This is a genomic window from Aeromonas sp. R1-2, from assembly GCF_040908505.1.
Taxonomy (GTDB): domain Bacteria; phylum Pseudomonadota; class Gammaproteobacteria; order Enterobacterales; family Aeromonadaceae; genus Aeromonas; species Aeromonas veronii.
On sequence record NZ_JBFODU010000046.1, the window covers coordinates 19,432 to 36,505 of the forward strand.

16 protein-coding genes are annotated in these 17,074 nt (G+C 63.5%); 7 read left to right on the forward strand and 9 right to left on the reverse strand.

All coding sequences use genetic code 11. From position 1 onward, the window contains the following. Positions 1 to 7 precede the first annotated feature (7 nt). Positions 8 to 856, reverse strand: coding sequence for a helix-turn-helix transcriptional regulator (locus tag AB5Y76_RS16125; protein ID WP_263718929.1), 849 nt, complete (start codon positions 854 to 856; stop codon positions 8 to 10). A 146-nt stretch (positions 857 to 1,002) separates the two neighbouring features. On the opposite strand from AB5Y76_RS16125, the gene tyrS reads away from it, so the two are divergent. The 3 genes from tyrS (at position 1,003) to AB5Y76_RS16140 (ending at position 4,094) form a co-directional block, all read left to right on the forward strand. After that, positions 1,003 to 2,268, forward strand: a complete 1,266-nt coding sequence (gene tyrS, locus AB5Y76_RS16130) for a tyrosine--tRNA ligase (protein WP_263718927.1) — start codon at positions 1,003 to 1,005, stop codon at positions 2,266 to 2,268. A 168-nt stretch (positions 2,269 to 2,436) separates the two neighbouring features. Further along, positions 2,437 to 3,348, forward strand: coding sequence for a triacylglycerol lipase (locus AB5Y76_RS16135; RefSeq protein WP_031227935.1), 912 nt, complete (start codon positions 2,437 to 2,439; stop codon positions 3,346 to 3,348). After that, the gene (locus AB5Y76_RS16140; RefSeq protein ID WP_263718925.1) at positions 3,345 to 4,094 is read left to right on the forward strand and encodes a lipase secretion chaperone; all 750 of its coding nucleotides are present in this window, start codon (positions 3,345 to 3,347) and stop codon (positions 4,092 to 4,094) included. The genes AB5Y76_RS16135 and AB5Y76_RS16140 overlap by 4 nt, the downstream gene beginning before the upstream one ends. 35 nt (positions 4,095 to 4,129) lie before the next feature. Here the strand turns inward: AB5Y76_RS16140 and AB5Y76_RS16145 are convergent, their stop codons facing one another. The 4 genes from AB5Y76_RS16145 to sgrR all read right to left on the reverse strand — a co-directional run bounded on the left by AB5Y76_RS16145 (position 4,130) and on the right by sgrR (position 9,562). Further along, positions 4,130 to 4,831: a hypothetical protein gene (locus AB5Y76_RS16145; protein ID WP_042655738.1), complete on the reverse strand. Its 702-nt coding sequence runs from the start codon at positions 4,829 to 4,831 to the stop codon at positions 4,130 to 4,132. A 44-nt stretch (positions 4,832 to 4,875) separates the two neighbouring features. Then, positions 4,876 to 5,271, reverse strand: coding sequence for a thioesterase family protein (locus tag AB5Y76_RS16150; protein ID WP_005336457.1), 396 nt, complete (start codon positions 5,269 to 5,271; stop codon positions 4,876 to 4,878). Between the two features lie 264 nt (positions 5,272 to 5,535). Then, on the reverse strand, positions 5,536 to 7,713 hold the full coding sequence (gene katG, locus AB5Y76_RS16155) for a catalase/peroxidase HPI (RefSeq protein ID WP_263718922.1): 2,178 nt from the start codon (positions 7,711 to 7,713) through the stop codon (positions 5,536 to 5,538). A 145-nt stretch (positions 7,714 to 7,858) separates the two neighbouring features. Next, complete coding sequence (gene sgrR, locus AB5Y76_RS16160) at positions 7,859 to 9,562, reverse strand: HTH-type transcriptional regulator SgrR (RefSeq protein ID WP_368177760.1); 1,704 nt, start codon at positions 9,560 to 9,562, stop codon at positions 7,859 to 7,861. 100 nt (positions 9,563 to 9,662) lie between these two features. On the opposite strand from sgrR, the gene AB5Y76_RS16165 reads away from it, so the two are divergent. The 3 genes from AB5Y76_RS16165 to AB5Y76_RS16175 all read left to right on the forward strand — a co-directional run bounded on the left by AB5Y76_RS16165 (position 9,663) and on the right by AB5Y76_RS16175 (position 11,991). Next, positions 9,663 to 9,839, forward strand: coding sequence for a hypothetical protein (locus AB5Y76_RS16165; RefSeq protein WP_005336463.1), 177 nt, complete (start codon positions 9,663 to 9,665; stop codon positions 9,837 to 9,839). A 150-nt stretch (positions 9,840 to 9,989) separates the two neighbouring features. Beyond that, positions 9,990 to 11,258: an O-acetylhomoserine aminocarboxypropyltransferase/cysteine synthase family protein gene (locus AB5Y76_RS16170; protein ID WP_263718919.1), complete on the forward strand. Its 1,269-nt coding sequence runs from the start codon at positions 9,990 to 9,992 to the stop codon at positions 11,256 to 11,258. Between the two features lie 106 nt (positions 11,259 to 11,364). After that, on the forward strand, positions 11,365 to 11,991 hold the full coding sequence (locus AB5Y76_RS16175; RefSeq protein ID WP_263718917.1) for a glutathione S-transferase family protein: 627 nt from the start codon (positions 11,365 to 11,367) through the stop codon (positions 11,989 to 11,991). A 63-nt stretch (positions 11,992 to 12,054) separates the two neighbouring features. On the opposite strand, the gene AB5Y76_RS16180 is transcribed toward AB5Y76_RS16175, so the two are convergent. Continuing rightward, complete coding sequence (locus tag AB5Y76_RS16180) at positions 12,055 to 12,954, reverse strand: DMT family transporter (protein WP_005336466.1); 900 nt, start codon at positions 12,952 to 12,954, stop codon at positions 12,055 to 12,057. A gap of 143 nt (positions 12,955 to 13,097) precedes the next feature. Beyond that, a complete protein-coding gene (locus AB5Y76_RS16185; RefSeq protein ID WP_111901590.1) occupies positions 13,098 to 13,538 on the reverse strand; it encodes a DUF2214 family protein in 441 nt (146 codons plus the stop codon). An 83-nt stretch (positions 13,539 to 13,621) separates the two neighbouring features. Between AB5Y76_RS16185 and AB5Y76_RS16190 the strand changes: the two genes are divergently transcribed. Then, a complete protein-coding gene (locus AB5Y76_RS16190) occupies positions 13,622 to 15,256 on the forward strand; it encodes a sensor domain-containing diguanylate cyclase (RefSeq protein WP_263718912.1) in 1,635 nt (544 codons plus the stop codon). Between the two features lie 115 nt (positions 15,257 to 15,371). On the opposite strand, the gene AB5Y76_RS16195 is transcribed toward AB5Y76_RS16190, so the two are convergent. Both AB5Y76_RS16195 and AB5Y76_RS16200 read right to left on the reverse strand, forming a co-directional pair. After that, positions 15,372 to 16,025, reverse strand: a complete 654-nt coding sequence (locus tag AB5Y76_RS16195; protein ID WP_101530853.1) for an HAD family phosphatase — start codon at positions 16,023 to 16,025, stop codon at positions 15,372 to 15,374. 39 nt (positions 16,026 to 16,064) lie between these two features. Then, positions 16,065 to 17,072 (reverse strand): ABC transporter ATP-binding protein, encoded by a 1,008-nt coding sequence (locus tag AB5Y76_RS16200; protein WP_263718911.1) that lies wholly within the window; start codon positions 17,070 to 17,072, stop codon positions 16,065 to 16,067. Positions 17,073 to 17,074 lie beyond the last annotated feature (2 nt).

Below are 17,074 nucleotides of genomic sequence, written 5' to 3' on the forward strand. Positions count from 1 at the left end.
GCCCGCCCTATGGCGGGTTCTCTTTATCTCCCGCCGATGACGCCTGCGATGCCTCCACCGGCGCCGTAATGAGGTGGTTCAGAAAGAGATTGAACAGCTCGGCCCGCGAGCCGAGCCGCAGCTTGCCATAGAGATGCTTGCGGTGATTCTTCACCGTGCCGCTGCCAATCCCGAGCGCTGCGGCAATCGCCTCGGTATCCAGCCCCTGCAGCAGCAACTCCGCCACCTGCCGCTCGCGCCGGGTAAGCCTATCGCCCCCGACACTCGCCATCGCCTGCTCTACCGCGCTCCGGAGGCTGGCGCTGTCTGGCAGCGCAGTGCTCTGGGCCAACAGCGGCTGGCTCTGCCGCCACTGCTGACGACAGAGCGAATGCACCAGCGGGAACAGCTGCTCCAGCCTTACCAGCTCGTCACGGCTGAGGGTACTGCGCTTGTCGAGTCGCCCCAGAAACAGCATCAGCGTCAGTCCGTCCCGCACCGGCAGGATCAGCCCCACCTCCTCCTGCCAGCCGGTGGCCTGATAGAAGTGGTGGCGATATTCGGGATCGAGCCTCCCCCGCGACACCTGCGCCAGGGTCCAGACGCCGGCAGGCAAGCCCTGCTCCAGCGCCTGCATAAAGGGATCCTGACTGAAGTGGCTGGTGAGGTAGCGATCAAACAGCAGAGCCCGCTGATGATTGAGGTTGTCGTAGAGGTAGACGGGGCGCTGCCCCACCCCGAGCAGCAGGGCGCAATCAAACGCCACCTGCTGCTGGATCAGCCGCACCAGCGCCGCCGCAAAGGCGCTGCTGTGCAGGGCATCGACCACCCCGGTCATACTGCGGGTCAAGGCATCTGTGGTGAATGGCTGGGTCATGGTGGCACGTTTCCGGTGACGGGGAGCGATTCCCCGCTATGGCTGAATGCTAGCACGAGAGTGGTAAAACTGTCCCTCAGGGGACATATCCGCCACCAGCCAGAACGGCGAGGATGACGGCTTTTCCCCCTGCTGTTGGAGAACCCATGATCAACCCCCACCTGCTCGATGAGCTGACCGAGCGCGGCCTTGTGGCCCAGAATTCCGACCCGGCGGCCCTGGCCGATCATCTTGCCACCCCGCGCACCGTCTATTGCGGGTTCGATCCCACCGCTGGCAGCCTGCATATCGGTCATCTGGTGCCGCTCTTGATGCTGCGCCGCTTCCAGCTGGCGGGCCACACCCCGGTGGCACTGGTGGGCGGGGCAACCGGCCTTATCGGCGATCCCAGCTTCAAGGCGACCGAGCGCAGCCTCAACAGTGCTGATACCGTGCAGGGTTGGGTCGCCAGCCTGTCGGCCCAAATCAGGGCGCTGCTGCCCGCCGATGAGGGCCTGTCGGCCCCGCAACTGGTCAACAATGGCGACTGGATGGGGCAGATGTCCGCCCTCGACTTTCTGCGGGATATCGGCAAGCACTTCTCGGTCAACGCCATGCTGGCGCGGGAATCGGTGCGCCAGCGGCTGGCTCGCCCGGATCAGGGCATCTCGTTCACCGAGTTCTCCTACGCTCTGCTGCAATCCTACGATTTTGCAGTGCTGCACCAGCGGCTCGGTTGCACCCTGCAAATTGGCGGCAACGACCAGTGGGGCAATATCACCAGCGGCATGGATCTCACCCGTCGCCTCCATCAGGCGCAGGTGCACGGCATGACCCTACCCCTTATCACCAAGGCAGACGGCACCAAGTTCGGCAAGACCGAAGGGGGCGCGGTCTGGCTCGATCCGGCGCTCACCTCCCCTTACGCCTTCTACCAGTTCTGGCTCGGCACCGCGGATGAGGATGTCTACCGCTTCCTGCGCTACTACAGCTTTATGTCGCTGAGCGAGATTGATGCACTGGAGGCGGAAGACGCAAAGCGGCAGGGGCGCAAGCAGGCCCAGCAGGTGCTGGCCGACGAGCTGACCGAGCTGGTACACGGCAAGGCGGCGCTGGCGGCAGTGCAGCGCATCAGCGAACTGCTGTTTAGCGGCGATGTAGCTCGCCTCGGCGAGAGCGATCTGGCCCAGCTGGCGCAGGATGGCATGCCATGCAGCACCGTCAGCGGCGAGACGGATCTGGTCAGCCTGCTGGTCAGCTGCGGTCTGGCGAACTCCAAACGCATCGCCCGCGAGCTGCTGGCGGCGGGGGCTATCAGCCTCAATGGTGTGATCAAGCAGGATGAACAGCTGAGTGCCACTGATCGGCTGTTTGGTCGCTACCTGCTGCTGCGCCGGGGCAAGAAGCAGTATCACCTGGTGGAGTGGCAATAAGCCGCAGGGCGGGGAGTTCAGCCTCCCCGCCCGCACCCTGAATCCCTTTTGAATCCCGAGTTGCGATCCCCCTCACAGCCTCTCCCGTCAGCAGCCACCATACTGGCACCGGCGAACATGGAGTACGCCACACAATCTGTTCCTCACGAATCAACAAGGATGCTGATGATGAAGAGATGGCTTCTGGTGCTGCTCTGCACCCTGCCCATGCTGGCACACGCCAGCGGATACACCCAGACCCGCTACCCCATAGTGCTGGTGCACGGCCTGTTCGGCTTCGACAAGCTGCTCGGGGTCGATTACTTCTACGGCATTCCCCAGGCCCTGAGCCGGGATGGTGCCAAAGTCTACGTGGCGCAGGTGTCAGCCACCGCCAGTTCGGAACAACGGGGGGAGCAACTGCTCGCCCAGGTTGAGCTGCTGCTGGCGGCCACCGGCGCCGAGAAGGTCAACCTCATCGGCCACTCCCACGGCGGCCCTACCATCCGCTATGTCGCCTCGGTCGCCCCCGAGCTGGTCGCCTCCGCCACCAGCGTCGGCGGCGTCAACTACGGCTCCGAGATTGCCGATCTGGTGCGGGCCAATGCCGCCCCCGGCAGTGCCGCCGAGAAGCTGGCGGCCGCCGCGGCCCACGCCCTCTCCGGCATGATTTCACTGCTCTCGGGCGGGAGCCAGCTACCGCAAGATCCGGTCGCCGCCCTCGATGCCCTCACCAGCAAGGGGGCCAGCCAGTTCAACCAGCGCTACCCGGAGGGGCTGCCCAGCCGCTATTGCGGTGAGGGGCCGATGCAGGCCAGCAACGGCGTCTACTACTTCTCCTGGAGCGGACGCGGCAACCTGACCAATCTGCTGGATCCGGTGGATCCGGCGCTGGCGCTGACCGGCGCCTTCTTCAAAGAGCCCAATGACGGACTGGTCGGGGTCTGCAGCAGCCACCTCGGCAAGGTGATCGGCACCGACTACCGGATGAACCATCTGGACGAAGTGAACCAGTCCTTCGGCATCCACCATCTGTTCGAGACCGATCCGGTCACCCTCTATCGCCAGCATGCCAACCGACTCAAGGAGCTGGGACTATGAAGATAGCCACCCTGCTCGTCGTGCCCTGCGCCATCACCCTGCTGCTTGGCGGGGTGTTGCTCTGGCCCACAGCACCGACGGCAGACTCATCACAGGCTCAAACCAATCAGCATGCACAGAGCCACCCGCACGATCCCGAGCAGGAGGCCGCCGATGCCCTGCAGGCGCGCTATCGCACCTTTGTCTCCGCCCAGAGCAGCCTGACGGTGCCCACCGAGATCTCCCTCGCCAGCCTGCAGATCCTGTTTGACGAGCGGGAGCAGCTGCGCCAGCAGAGCTTTACTCCGGCCGAGCAGGCCCAGCTGTTTGCCGAGGATCGGCTGATGGAGCAGCTGACCCTGCGCCGCAGGGCGCTGGCGGAGGCAAGAGACAGCGACAAGTCGCAGCTGGCCAGCGAGCTGGATCTCTGGCTGGCGGAGCAACCGGGCTGGTTTCGCGAGGCGGAGGCCAACAGCCGTCTGCTTGAGGAGTTGCAAGGGCTGGCGCAGATGGACCCGGCCAAACGGGAGGCTCTGCTGCTGGAGACGGGGGGGCCGGAAGCGGTGGATCGGATGCGCCAACTGGAGCAGAACCGGCAAGGGTTCGAGGAGCAGCTCAGCGGCTTTCTGGCCGAGCTCAGGCAACTGCCGAACGAGGCCAGGGCCGAACAGCAGCAGGAGCTGCTGGCCCGCTGGTTCGAACCCGGACAGTGGCGCCGGGTCGAGGCTCTCACCCGGCTCAAGCTGGGGGAGCCACACACCGAATGAGAAGGGGGCCCGAGATGGGCCCCTTGCTACTGCGCTTATTGCGGCTTGTTGGCACCCGGCAGCGGCTGCCAGGTGAGGCGGGTTACCTGAGTGCCCTGCACCTCGCACTTGAGGCTCAGCTCCTGCCACCCCTTATCCTGACGCAGGGAGACCTCTCCCTCGATCCCCTGCTCGCCAATCTTCAGCTTATCCTGCTCGAAGATCACCTTGTCGCCGTGGGCGAGATCCATCAGTTTGCCGTTGCAGAGCCAGTGAGCGAGATCCGCCCCCTTCAGCTTGACGCCACCCTTGGCCGCCTTCTGCTCGGCCGCGCTCACCACAAACAGCTTGCTCAGCTCGGCGGCCCGCTTGGTGAGCCACTCCTGACGCTGCTGCATGCTCATTTTGCTGACGAACTCGGCGGGCTGGCCCTTCTCGTCCAGCCACTGGGTCAGCTTGCCGCTGTCGTCAAAGGCGAACTGGGCGGCGGGCTCTTTGACCCCGAACAGCTTGCCGCCCTTGAAGTAGTAGCGGCTCTCCCCTTCCAGCTTGCCCAGCTCGTTCATGATGGGCACGGCGATGATGACGGGGGCGCCATCGATCCAGGCCTTGATATCGACGCCGTCATGGCTGAATTGACGGGTATCGAGGGCGCTCTCGGCCCCCTTCTCCATCAGGGTAAACTGCTCGGCGAGAGAAGCGGCCAGAGAAGGGAGGGAGCAGAATCCCAGGGTCAGCGCGATCGCTGTATTGCGCATTGAGTTGTACATAGCACTCCTGTGATGGGCCATCCGGCCCGTGGTTAACTCTCTGTCAGCCAGGCCCGCAGCCCTTCCCGGTGAGCATCACTCAGGGGCAGGGATTGGCGGGCCCGGTAGTCAAAATGGATCAGGGTCGTTTCGGCGGTGACGGCCAGTTCGCCGCCCTGCCAGGCCTCCTGCCAGACCGTAAAGGAGCTGGTGCCGATGCGGCGCACGCCGGTCTTGATGGTGACCGGCTGGCCGTAGAACAGCTCCCGTTTGAACTGCACCGTATAGCCCGCGATGATCAGGTGCCAGTTATGCACATCCAGATCGGGGGAGAAAATCCGGAACAGGGGATCCCGCGCCGATTCGAACCAGACCGCCGGCACCGTATTGTTGATATGGCCGAGGGCATCCGTCTCCTGAAAGCGGGGTTGGATCTGCATTTCCAGCATGGGTTGACTCCTTGTCTCTTTGTTTCTGTCCTTGTCCGTTCATGGGACATCAGTGGCCAATGGGTGGCCGCCGGGCATCACCAGCGGATCAGCATGTTACATGATACTGCTGGCCCAAGCACAGGGATGCCAGCGGCCCTGCGCGACCGGCCAGCGGGTGTCGCAGCGCGGCGGATTGTAGGGCTGCACAGAAAAGCGGGCAGTAAAAAGCCCCGCACATCTTGGCTGTGCGGGGCGGGTGCAGATAACCAAACGGCTCGGGGACTAGCCCAACAGATCGAAGCGATCCGCATTCATCACCTTGTTCCAGGCGGTGATGAAGTCACAGACAAACTTCTCCTTGTTGTCATCCTGGGCATAGACCTCGGCATAGGCGCGCAGCACAGAGTTGGAGCCGAACACCAGATCCACCCGGGTGGCCGTCCATTTCAGGGCGCCGCTGCGGCGATCGCGGATCTCGTAGAGATTGCTCACTTTCGGCAGCCACTGGTAGCCCATGTCGGTCAGGTTGACGAAGAAGTCGTTGCTGAGCACCCCGACTCGGTCGGTAAAGACCCCGTGCCCGGTACCGCCGTGGTTGGTGCCGAGCACCCGCATCCCGCCCACCAGCGCCGTCATCTCGCAGGCGGTAAGCCCCATCAGCTGGGCACGATCCAGCAGCAGCTCCTCCGCCGTCACCACATAGTCCTGCTTCAGCCAGTTGCGGAAGCCGTCGGCCAGAGGTTCCAGCACCTCGAACGAGGCCACATCGGTCTGAGCCTGAGTGGCGTCCCCCCGGCCCGGCGCAAACGGCACGCTCACCGTCACTCCGGCGGCCTGGGCAGCCTGCTCGATGGCGAGGTTGCCCCCCAGCACGATGAGATCCGCGACGCTGACGCCACACTCGGCCGCCAGCTTGTCATAGACCGCCAGCACCTTCGCCAACTTCGCCGGTTCGTTGCCCGGCCAATCCTTCTGCGGCGCCAGCCGGATGCGGGCGCCGTTGGCACCGCCCCGCTTGTCGGAGCCTCGGAAGGTACGGGCACTATCCCAGGCGGTAGTGACCCGCTCGCTGATGGAGAGGCCGCTGGCGGCGATCCTGGCCTTCACCGCCGCCACGTCATAATCGGCACGTCCGGCTGGCACCGGATCCTGCCAGATCAGATCTTCTGTCGGCACATAGGGGCCGACATAGCGGCTCTTCGGCCCCATATCCCTGTGGGTCAGCTTGAACCAGGCGCGGGCGAAGGCGTCGGAGAAGGCCGCCGGATCATCGCGGAAGTGCTCGGCAATCTTGCGATACTCGGGGTCGAATTTGAGCGCCATATCGGCATCCGTCATCATGGGTTTGCAGCGGATCGACGGATCCTCCACATCCACCGGCATATCCTCTTCGGCGATATTGATCGGTTCCCACTGATGGGCCCCCGCCGGTGATTTTTGCAACCACCAGTCGTACTTGAACAGCAGCTCGAAGTAGCCGTTGTCCCATTGGGTCGGGTGGGTGGTCCAGGCACCCTCGATGCCGCTGGTCACTGTGTTGCGGCCGATGCCGCGGCTGTGGTGATTGATCCAGCCCAGCCCCTGCTCCTCGAGGCTGGCCCCTTCCGGCTCGGGCCCGAGCTGCTTGGCGTCGCCGTTGCCGTGAGCCTTGCCGACGGTGTGGCCACCGGCGGTCAGTGCCACCGTCTCTTCATCATCCATCGCCATGCGGGCGAAGGTGACCCGCATATCCTGCGCGGTTTTCAGGGGATCGGGCTGGCCATCCACCCCTTCCGGGTTGACGTAGATAAGCCCCATCATCACCGCCGCCAGCGGGTTTTCCAGATCACGCTCGCCGGAGTAGCGACCACCCGGCTTGCCGCTGGGCGCCAGCCACTCTTTCTCCGATCCCCAGTAGATATCCTTCTCCGGGTGCCAGATATCCTCGCGGCCAAAGGCAAAGCCGAAGGTTTTGAGCCCCATGGACTCATAGGCCACGGTGCCCGCCAGAATAATCAAATCGGCCCAGCTGATCTTGTTGCCGTACTTCTTCTTGATGGGCCACAGCAGGCGACGGGCCTTGTCGAGGTTGGCGTTATCCGGCCAGGAGTTGAGGGGGGCAAAACGCTGGTTGCCGCTGCCGCCACCGCCACGACCATCGGCGATGCGGTAAGTCCCGGCCGAGTGCCAGGCCATGCGGATCATCAGGCCGCCGTAGTGGCCCCAGTCGGCGGGCCACCACTCCTGACTGTCGGTCATCAGGGCGGTCACATCCTGCTTGAGGGCCGCCATATCGAGCCCCTTCAAGGCTTCCCGATAGTTGAAGCCGGCCCCCAGCGGATTGGTCTTGGTATCGTGTTGGTGAAGAATGTCGAGGTTGAGGCTCTTCGGCCACCACTCCATTCTGGACGTCTCGACGGAGGTGGTTCCCCCGTGCATGACCGGGCATTTTCCTGCGGAACTGTCTGAATTGTTGCTCATCGTTTTCCTCATTTGCTCTGCTGTCCATAACCTGAAACAGCATGGCACAGAGGCGTGACACAAACTGTGCAGCAGCGGCCGATTTACGGATCTTTCACGCAAGCGGCCACGGAGCACTCGTCGGCCGCGACAGAAATTGGACGAACTATGGCGCCTCTGCGGGCTGATGGGGCGGTTCCGGCCGCAACCAGGCGCTGCGAAAATCGAACCAGCCGAGCGCCGTCATCCGCACCCCGTGCACGCCGACCCGGCTCTCCAGCTCCAGCCAGTGGTGAAACAGCGGTACAAACCAGCTCTGCTGCTGCACCCTTGCCAGCAGGGCGCGGGGGCCAGGCTCCTCACCGCTGGCGCGCCACTGCATAAACCCTTGCCACAACTCATGCTGACTGCTCCACACCTTGCGCAGCAACGGGGTGCCCTGCAACCAGGCGTAGGGGGCAAAGGGACCGGCATGTTCGAGGTTGAGGGTGCCGAGCCAGAGATCCACGTCTTCATCCTCACCACTCACCCAGCGACCGTAATCGAGGGTGCGCACCTCCAGCCGGATCCCCTGTTCGGCCAGCAGGCTGCTCATGGCGTTGGCGCACTCGTTGAACTCCAAATGCTGGTTGAAGCAGGCGAGCACCAGGGTCGTCGGCAACTGCGCAGGTGTGGGCAAGGGCGTGGGCAGCGCTTCGCGCCAGTGGGGCAGCAGGCCGAGGGCGCTGGTCCAGCCCCGTTGCAACTCGGGGGCGACCCGCCCCATCAGAGCCACCGGATTGAGCAGTTGGCCGAGCCACTGGCGCAGGGCGGGATCCTGCAAGGATCCGGAGCGATCGTCCTGCAGCAGGAAGTAGCAGCCCGACTCCAGCTCCGACTCGCCGCGCATGGTGCCGAGCTCAGGGCTGTCGCGCCCCAGCTGCAGGTGGGTCTCCAGCCGCTCCGCCAGCTCCGGCAGCATCCAGATATCGATCTCGTCGAGCAGGGCGCGCAGGCCGAAGTAGTCGTCAAACGCCGCAAGGCAAAGATGCAGGGGATCGTTGGCAGCCACCCGGTAGGGGCCGGTGCCCACCGGTTGCAGGGCAAAGCCCGCCTCCCCCTTGAGCTCCCGCGGCAAAATGGTCGCCACAGGCTCCGCCAGCAGGTGGGGCAGCCAGGGATCCGGGCTGTCGAGATAGAGATCCAGCGTGCGTGGCCAGGGGCTCTCCAGCCGATCCAGATGGGCGAACAGCGGGCGATCCCGCAGGGCCAGCAGACTCTCCATCACATCTTCCACCACCAGCTCGCGGCCGTGGTGAAAGCGCACCGCCGGGCGCAGGTAGAAACGCCAGTGGCAGGGGCCCAGACACTCCCAGTGGTGGGCGAGATCCCCTTCGATTTCCCCATTTTCCTCATTTCGCCGGGTGAGGCCGTTGAAGATCTGGCGGCTCAGGTGAATTTCGGAGCGGCGCATCGGGCCGGTGGGCAGCAACTGCGGCAACGGGCGATAGTATGGCACCCGCAGGATCTGGCGCCCCTCGCGGGTGGCCTGACCGAGCTGTTCGATCAGCAGCGGAGTAAGCAGATCGAGGCGATCCTCGGCCAGCCGTACCGCCTGCGCCAGCTGGCCCTGGCTGAGCAGATCCCGCAAGCGGCGCCGGGTCAGGCTCTCCTGACTATCGAGCAGGATAAGTCGGGAGCGCCGCCCCCGCCCCGCTTCCGCCGACCAGCTGAGCCAGCCCTGATCCTGCATCCGCCGCAGCAGCAGGCGAGCGTTGCGCGGGGTGCAGCAGAGCAGATCCGCCACCTCGGCGAGGCTGATCTCCCGTTCGTCGCAGCCAAGCAGCTGGGCGAGTCGTTGAAATTGCTGGTAGAGGCGACCGGTCGGCATAAAAGAGGAAATCCTGTTGCTATAAGTCATCAGTTTTTACTTCCGCATTTTAGCTCAATACTGCTGATGAACGTGAGAACCACAGCAGAGGAGCACCATCATGAGCCACGCCAATCCCCTCAAACCGAACCGGATCCAGCAGACCTTGCGCCGTTACTTCAAGCGGATCCTGCCGCGCCCCTTGCCGCTTATCGAGGATCCCATGCAGCAGCTCAACCGCCTGATGCAGTGGGACATGAACCAGATCGATGACAAGGAGTATCGCCGCCGCCTCTGAGTACGAGCCATACCAACCACTCGGGACACGCGTCCCCTTCGGGCAACATTGCTTTGCCGGATCTTGCTGTTTACATCGGCCACGGGCCTGATAGATTGGACGTCTATCCATCTATAACTGCGACAAGCAACATCCAACAAGGAGTGTGTGATGAAAGATGCGACCCTGGCCCTGCACCACGGCTTTTCCAACGACCCCACCACCAAAGCGGTCGCCGTGCCCATCTACCAGACGGTGGCCTACGAATTCGAGAGCGCCCAGCACGGGGCGGATCTGTTCAATCTGGCGGTGCCGGGCAACATCTACACCCGCATCATGAACCCCACCAACGATGTGCTGGAGCAGCGGATGGCCGCGCTGGAAGGGGGGATCGCCGCACTGGTGGTCTCGGCAGGTTCCGCCGCCATCACCTATGCCATTCAGGCACTGACCGCCGCCGGTGACAACATCGTCTCCACCCCCCAGCTCTATGGTGGCACCTACACCTTGTTCGCCCACATGCTGCCAAGTTTCGGGGTCGAGGTGCGCTTTGCCAAAGATGACAGCGCCGAAGCCATCGCCGCCCTGATCGATGGCAAGACCAAGGCAGTCTACTGCGAGAGCATCGGCAACCCGGCGGGCAACATCGTCGATCTGGCCGCGCTGGCCAAGGCAGCCCACGCCCGTGGCGTGCCGCTCATCGTCGACAACACGGTCGCCACCCCGGTGCTCTGCAAGCCCATCGAACACGGTGCCGACATTGTGGTACACAGCCTGACCAAATATGTCGGCGGCCACGGCAACTCGCTGGGCGGCGTGGTGGTCGACTCGGGCAAGTTCCCCTGGGCGGATCACGCCGAGCGCTTCCCTCAGCTGACCAAACCCGAACCCTCCTACCACGGGGTGGTCTATACCGAGGCCTTTGGCCCAGCTGCCTTTATCGGGCGGGTACGCACCGTGCCGCTGCGCAATACCGGCGCGGCGCTGGCGCCGATGAACGCCTTCCTGCTGCTGCAGGGGCTGGAGACCCTGAGCCTGCGCATGGAGCGCCACGTCGACAACGCTCTGCGGGTCGCCCACCACCTCAAGCATCACCCCAAGGTGGCCTGGGTCAGCTACGCCGGTCTGCCGGGCCACCCGCACTATCTGCTGGCGGAGAAGTACATGGCCGGTCGCCCCTCGGCCATCCTCTCGTTCGGTCTGAAGGATGGCTACGAGGCGGGCGTACGCTTCTACGATGCGCTCAAGATCTTCAAGCGGCTGGTCAATATCGGCGATGCCAAGTCGCTGGCCTGCCACCCCGCCTCCACCACCCATCGCCAGTTGAGCGAGGAGGAGCAGGCCAAGGCTGGCGTGAAACCGGAGATGATCCGGCTGTCGGTGGGGATCGAGGCGATCGAGGACATTCTGGCGGATCTGGATCAGGCGCTGGAGGCCTGAGTCAGTCATCAAGGGAGCGGGCATCAGCCCGCTCTTTTTTAGCCATCGGTGAACCGCCCCCCTTGCCCGCTCGTATATCCCATCCTGCCACCGAATCGAGGTCGTTATGATAGTCCTGCACCACCTGAACAAATCCCGCTCCCAGCGCATCATCTGGCTGCTCGAAGAGCTGGGCCAGCCCTATGAGATCAAGGCGTATCAGCGCGATGCCGCGACCTTTCTGGCACCGCCCGAGCTAAAAGCCATCCACCCTCTCGGCAAGTCGCCGGTCATCGAATTCGACGGCCGGGTGCTGGCGGAATCGGGGGCCATCACCGAGTACCTGATCGCCCGCTATGCTGCCGATCGGCTGGCACCGGCAGCAGATAGCCCGGAGTATCCCGAATACCTGCAGTGGCTCCACTTTGCCGAGAGCTCGGGCATTCTGCCGCTGCTGCTCGACATGTTCGTGCGCAAGGATGGCAGCCCGATGCGCTTCCTGCCGGACTACGCCAGGGCGGAGTGTGCCAAGGTGCTGGGCTACCTCAATGAGGTACTGGCGAAACGCCACTATCTGGTGGGGGATCGCCTCTCCGGCGCCGACATCATGAACTCCTTCCTGGTGGATCTGCTGGCGCAAAGCGGTCAGCTGGCCAACTTCCCGCACCTGCAAGCCTACTGGCAGCGCCTCAATACCCATCCGGCCCGTCAGAAGGCCATGGAGCTGGAGCGCGAGCTGGATCAGCGCCCCTGACCGAACAGCCACCATGAAAAACGCCCCGACAGTAGGGGCGTTTTGTTATGCAGCGAGCGCGGTTTACTTGGTCGCTGGCACCTTGTCCCGACGCGACTTCCACCACCACCTCAAGCGGATCTGGGAGATCAGCATCCCCGCCAGCATCAGGGCACAACCGGCGATAGCGCGCTCGTCCAGCGTCTCCCCCAGCAGCAACACGCCACCCACGGCGGCAAAGACGGTCTCCAGACTGAGGATGATGGCGGCGTGGGCCGGATGAGCACCCCGCTGCCCTACCACCTGCAGGGTATAACCCACCCCGACCGACACCAGCCCGGCATAGAGCAGCGCCTGCCAACCGGCCACTGCGCCGCTAACAGTCGGGGTTTCGATGACAAAGGCGGTGGCGAGGCTGAGCAGGCCGCAGACCACGAACTGCACTCCAGCCAGCTTGATGGGAGCAACCCGGTTGGAGTAGTGATCCACCAGCAGCAGGTGAACGGCCCAGAAGAGGGCGCCGACCACCTGCAGCAGATCGCCAAAGCCGATGGTGAACTCGTCGGTGACGCTCAGTACATAGAGACCGGCCAGCGCGATGATTGCGCCGATCCAGGTATTGAGGCCACTCTTGTGGCGCAGCAGTAGCCCCAGTACCGGCACCAGAATGATGTAGAGCCCGGTGATGAAACCGGCCTTGGCGGCAGTGGTATAGAGCAGCCCCACCTGCTGCAGGGATGCGGCACAGAACAGCACCAGCCCGGCCAGCACACCCCCGATCAGCAGTTGGCGATGGTCGCCAGCGACGGCAACAGGTTGTCGGGATTTGAGCCACCAGAGCAGCGGCAGCAGGGAGAGGGCGCCGAGCAGAAAGCGCAGGCCATTGAAGGTATAGGGCCCCATGTGATCCATCCCGAGGCGCTGGGCGACAAAGCCCATACCCCAGATGGTGGCAGCCATCAGCAACATCAGATTGGAGCGCATGGCGATTCTTCCTTAAATCGGCGCGTGACGGGTTATCCGATCCAAGATACCCGCCTCCCTATCCTCTTGTCTCCACTCTTTGTCTTCGCTCTCGCTCTCGCTCTCCACGCGCTGCATCGCACTGCTTTTGAGCACAGCGAGTGTTACAGCAGCGAGGGCTTGGTGAACACGGCCAACAGGGCAATCAGTAGCAGATTGCCCCGCAGGATCCACACCACCCGGAAGTGCTGCTGAATGGAGATCATCGGCGCCTTGCCCAGACGCAGGGCGCGACGCCAGCGATAGAAGAGGCGGCTGGGATAAACGAGGGAGCCGACAATCAGCAGAAACAGCCCCATCTTGAGGCCGTGGGCAGGATGGGCAAAGATCTCTGCCACCGAGCTGGCATGCTCAAGGGCCAGCAGACACCCGGTGGTAAAGATGGAGAAGAGCGCCAGCGCCGCCACCCCATCTGCCAGCAGCAGGCGGCGCACTCGCAGCATGTTCAGGCCGCGCCTAAATATTAGATACTCGACACAGAGGGCAAGGATCAGTACCGCTATGCTGCCATAATGAATCATTGAGAGCAGAGTGTGGTTCAACATCGGAAACATCTCATTTTCTGCCTTTAGACGAGCCGCACAGCATCATATATGCTGGTGCCACCCGAGACGAAAAGGATCTGTTCATGTCCCCCGCCAAGCCCAAGAACACTTGGTCTTTGATCACCCGCATGCGGCTGGGCCTCCTCTTGCTCTTTATCCCTGTGTTGCTGCTCGGCAGCATCTACTACCTGCATATGGAGCGCACCCTGCGCCACGAGCAGCAACAGAACCTGATTGCTCGCAACACCCAGTATTTCCATACCCTGATCGAACCCTATCTGGCGACCCTCAAACGCCAGTTTACGCTCATTTATCAGCAGGTAAATTATCGGGATTTCAGCGGCCCGGAGATCCTTAACGGCGAGCGCTACCTGCAACAGTGGCAGGCCTATCACAAGGTGATGGAGCTCGATTACGTCTACGTGGGCACCGAGCATCGCAAGATGCTGATCCACCCCTCCTGGCAGGCCGACGAGAAGTTCGATCCCAGAACCCGCCCCTGGTATCTGCTGGCATCCAGCCATCCCGGACAGATTGTCTGGACCGATCCTTATTACGACTACACCTTGGGCACTCTCACCATGGCGCTGGCCCGGGTGATTGAAGATCCTGACGGCAAGCGGGTTGGCGTACTCTCGCTCGATACCCAGCTCACCCCCCTCGCCAGCTGGCTAAACAGTCGGCATGATCAGAGTCACCATTTGGGCAATGGCTATCAGATCCTGCTCAACCATGACGGACTGGTGCTGGCCCATCCGGATCGCGAACGGGTATTCAAACCCCTCGCTCACCCCGACTGGCTGGCCCGGATGCAACAACCGCAGGGCTTTTTCCTCGATGATGCCAGCGGCCTGATGGTCTCCTACTACCGCATCCCCGAGCAGCGCTGGATCCTGCTCAGCGTCGAGCCGACTGCCAGCATGCAGCAGGTGATCGACAGCGTCTCCATCAACGTGCAGCTGATGATTGCCGTCGCCTGCATTCTCTATCTGCTGCTGGCCCTGCTCTGGTCCCGCTACTTCCGCCGGATGCTGGGGGAGATCACCCTGCTGATCCGCGCCAGCCGCTCCGGCGGTATCGCCTACAACGGCCGCCGCATGCTGGAGCTGGCCAAGGTCTATGAAGAGATGGATGCCGCCAGTCAGGACTTTGCCCAGATCCGCCTGCAAGCCCATCAGGACAAACTCACCGGGCTCTACAACCGTCGCTTCTTCGACGAGTGCCTGCAGAAGCAGCTCAACAGTGGCGCTCCCTTCGGGGTGGTGATGTTCGATCTGGATGACTTCAAACGGGTCAACGATACCCACGGCCATCAGGCGGGGGATGTGGTGCTCAAGCGGGTGAGCAAGCTGGGCATGAATCTGTTCCACGAGTGGGGCTGGTTCTGCCGCTATGGCGGCGAGGAGCTGGTGCTGATCTTCCGTTACGGCGAAGAGCAGCCGATGCTCCCCTCCCTGCTGGAAGCGTTCCGGCTCGGGGTGGAACAGCTGGAGTGGCGCGAACCCGATCTCACTATCACCATCAGCGGCGGGGTGGCCTTCAGCCGCTCCGGGCTCTCGGCCAAAGAGCTGGTGGAGCTGGCCGACAAGGGGGTCTATCAGGCCAAGCGGGAGGGGAAAAACCGTATCTGCTTCCCGCTGCGCCACACCCCTCACCAGAGTGCCGAGGAGGACATTCCCGCCTTTGGCGAGCCTCGGCAACAAACCAACGAAGGGTAGCCCCAGCGGCCAGCCTCAACCACAACGCCGTCAGCAAAAACAAAGAGAGAGGCTCCAGCCTCTCTCTTTGTTTATCGTGCTTCTTGCCGCACGTTAAGCCAGTGTGGCGCACGACTCAGCGCTGCCACTCCCACACCGGCCAGCCCAGCTCCCCGGCTTGCTGGCGCAGCGCGGGGGCCGGATTGACCGCATGGGGATGGCTCACCGCCCGCAGCATGGGCAGATCGTTGTGGGAGTCGCTGTAGCCAAAGCTACCCTGCCAGAGGTGGTCCCTGCCGGCAAACAGCTGGTTGATGCGGGCCACCTTGCCTTCGCGAAAGCTGAGGGTGCCGCGGGTCTGGCCGGTCAGCATCCCCTCCTCCTCATCGAGCAGAATGGCGACGCAGTGATCCATCCCCAGCATCTTCGCCATGGGGGCCACCAGATGCTCGCCGGAGGCGGAGATGAGCACCAGGTCGTCGCCCCGCTCCCGATGCCATTCGATACGCGCCAACCCCTCGGGGTAGAGGCGCTCGCGCAGCACCTGCTCGGCAAAGCGGGTAGAGAGCGAGTCGAGCCACTGGCGCGTCTTGCCCGCCAGCGGTTGCAGGGTGAAGGCCATGTACTGGTGCATATCCATCTTGCCCTGATGGTAGAGGGACATCATGGCCTGCTCCTCCGCAATCATGCTGGCGGGGGCCAGCTCCTCGGCCACCATGTACTCCAGCCAGAGGCTGGCGGAATCCCCGGCAATCAGGGTCTCGTCCAGATCAAACAATGCCAGTGCCATGAGAGCTCCTTGCGGTAACAACGAAAATGAAACGAGGCGTCATGCTACCTCACAGAGTTGATCCCGGGCCACCGCCAGGGTCACGGCACTGCCGGGTGCCAGCAGATCGCCAGCCGAACGGTTGAGGCAATCCACCGTCAACAGCCCCGCCTCGCACTCCACCTGATAGCGGATGACGTTGCCGAGCAGCTGTTGCTGGCGAATGATGCCGGGCAGGCTGGGCTCGCTGCTGGCCGCCCCTGCGGGCAGCAGGGTAATGGACTCAGGCCGCAGCGCCAGCTTGCCCTGAAAACGGGGGCCAAACAGCGACTTGCCCTGCTCGGCGCCAAGCAGGTTGTAGTTGCCGATAAAACCCGCCACAAACTCGCTGGCGGGACGGGTATAGATCTCCTCCGGCGTGCCACTCTGGACGATGGATCCCTTGTTCATCAGGAAGATCCGATCCGACATGGTGAGCGCCTCCTCCTGATCGTGGGTCACGAAGATGGTGGTGAGTTCGAGCCGCTGCTGGATCTCGCGGATCTGCTGGCGCAGGCTGCGGCGGATGCGGGCATCAAGCGCCGAGAGCGGCTCGTCCAGCAGCAGGATCCGCGGCTGCACCACCAAAGCCCGGGCCAGTGCCACCCGCTGGCGCTGACCGCCGGAGAGCTCGGCCGGATAGCGGCGCTCGAAACCGGTCAGCTCCACCAGCGCCAGCGCCTCCTGCACGCTGGCCGCCAGCTCCCGCCCCGGCTGGGGTTTCATCTTGAGGCCGAAGGCGACGTTGTCCCACACCGTCATGTTGGGGAACAGCGCATAGCTCTGGAACACCATGCCGATGCCCCGCTTCTGGGGCGCCTGCCAGGTGATCTCTTCACCGGCCACCCGCACCTGACCGCCATCCACCGGGGTGAGCCCGGCCAGCGCCCGCAGCAGGGTGGACTTGCCACAACCGGAGGGGCCGAGCAGGGTCACCAGCTCCCCCTTGCGGATGCCGCATTCGATCCCCTCGAACACCGGCGTATCGCCGTAGGATTTGTGCAGTTGATTCACTTCTAAATGAAACATCT